This is a genomic window from Pseudomonas sp. P4_C3 (genome assembly GCF_056402075.1).
Genome location: NZ_JBFUIC010000549.1, coordinates 1 through 1,836, shown reverse-complemented (window position 1 = coordinate 1,836; position 1,836 = coordinate 1). Strand labels below are relative to the sequence as shown.

Genomic DNA, 1,836 nt, shown 5'->3' with positions numbered 1-1,836 from the left:
GCCAGAGTTGCGTCCTGCGGCACCTTCCCCAATGATCGTGGCCTCAAGCAGGGCGACAGTGGTCGTGGGGTCGATTTGCGAAATTCTGCGGGCAGCGGAAAGGCCCGCAAAGCCTGCGCCAATGATTGCAATATCGACTGTAATTGCCTTTTGAAGGGGAAACGTCGGCGTTCGCCGGTCCAGCAGCTCAACCCAACCGGAGGCTGTGGTCAGTTTCGGTAATTTTGAAGCGACGAACATGGTGTTCCCCTTGCTCAGGACGCTGCGGCTTCGAGTTCTACCAGTTGCCCTAGCGCGTCGCGTAACACTCTGGTCCGCTCGGCAGACAGGGGAGTCAGGGGACGCCGGGGTTGGCCGGCGCCGTATCCGGTGATGTTGGCGCCGGCATAAACGGATTGAACGTAGTCGCCCTCCCAAATCAGCGACATCACGGGTTCAAGCAGCATCCAGATTTCCCGAGCCTCATCCCAACGATGTTGGGTGGCGGCTTTTACCAGCGCGACGCAGGTCTTGGGAGCCATGTTCGCACCGCCCCAGATGAGCCCTGCACAGCCAGCAAAGAGCGCATAGGGAACCAAAGGGTCAGCGCCATTCATGACAGGCAACCCGGTGCGGATCAGTGAGGCTTGTTTGCCGAGATCGCCGCTGCTGTCCTTGACGCCTGAAAAACCAGGGATCAGGCACAGTTTGCGGTGAAGATCCGGAGTGACTTCGACGCCGACCGCTTGAGGTACGTTGTAGCCGATGATCGGCAAGCCGGCCTTCGCTACGGCTGAGTAAAAATGGATCACACCCTCGTCGTCGGTAGGGCCTTCAAAAAAAGGCGGCAATACCATGACCCCATCAGCACCACATTCAGCGGCGTGTAACGTCCGCTCTACGACATCGTCTACCAGCAGGGCCGAGGTCTGGACGATAATCTTGGTGCGGCCGCGTATTACCTTCGATCCAAAGGCCACCAACTCCCTGGATTCCTCCTTGGAAAGATAGACATGCATGCCGGTGCCTGAACTCAGGACGAATCCATTTACTCCCGCACTGATGTAGCGCTCAAGAAGGGTTTCAAAGCGTGCGAAGTCGATCTTCCCGTCGGTGTCGAACGGGGTAGTCACCGCAAGGTTGACGCCTGGGAAAGCAAAATCACTCATCTTCTGAACCTCTCCGTGGGGGGATAACGCTGAAGCAATTCTTATTGGGTCTCTCCAGGATGAAGTGGAGAGATATCGCGCCTGAAAAGATTCGGTTAATTACGAAGTATTCGAGCTGTTGTACTGACAAAAACCAGCAGAACAATCAGGCAGCCCAAAGCGAATGACAAGGTGCTTAGATGGGCGACTGCCCCAATAAATACGGGACCTATCAGAATGCCCGCGTAGCCCATCGAGATGACAGCGGGGATGGCAACCGCCTGTGGCATGCGTTGTTGCCGGCCTACAGCGGTAAAGATCACTGGGACAATGTTCGAGCAGCCAGCCCCGACCAGGGCATAGCCGACCAGGGACGCGGGCCAGCCATCGATTCCAAGCGACACGAGCATGCCTGCGGCTGCGCAGAGCCCGCCTAGCGCAACTACGCGCACGCCGCCTAGTTTGCTGACGATGGCGTCTCCCGTCAGGCGGCCCACCGTCATTGCAGCGGCGAAGGATGCGTAGCCCAAACCGGCGATGCTCGGCTCTAACCCTCGATTCGAGACAAGGAAGACCGCGCTCCAGTCAAGCATTGCACCTTCAGTGAGGAATACGATGAAACAGAGCGTCCCTAAAAACAGCACGATACCCCTGGGCACCGCGAACAATGGCCCGCCCCGTTCAGTGCCATAAGTCAGCAAAGCAGGTG

Annotated in this window: 3 protein-coding genes; all 3 read right to left on the bottom strand. The window is 57.7% G+C overall.

What is annotated here, in order from left to right; all coding sequences use genetic code 11:
- Positions 1-240, bottom strand: a 240-nt coding sequence (locus AC1DVH_RS30485) for an FAD-dependent oxidoreductase (RefSeq protein WP_477756925.1), incomplete at its 3' end; no start/stop codon positions are given.
- Positions 241-254: 14 nt separating this feature from the next.
- Positions 255-1,148 carry a dihydrodipicolinate synthase family protein gene (locus tag AC1DVH_RS30480; protein WP_477756924.1) on the bottom strand — a complete coding sequence of 298 codons (894 nt, stop codon included), beginning with the start codon at positions 1,146-1,148 and terminating at the stop codon, positions 255-257.
- Between the two features lie 95 nt (positions 1,149-1,243).
- Positions 1,244-1,836, bottom strand: a 593-nt coding sequence (locus AC1DVH_RS30475) for an MFS transporter (protein ID WP_477756923.1), incomplete at its 5' end; no start/stop codon positions are given.

Coding starts and splice junctions, on each gene's coding strand:
- AC1DVH_RS30480 (WP_477756924.1), bottom strand. CDS start 1,148: ATGAGTGATTTTGCTTTCCCAGGCGTCAACCTTGCGGTGACTACCCCG.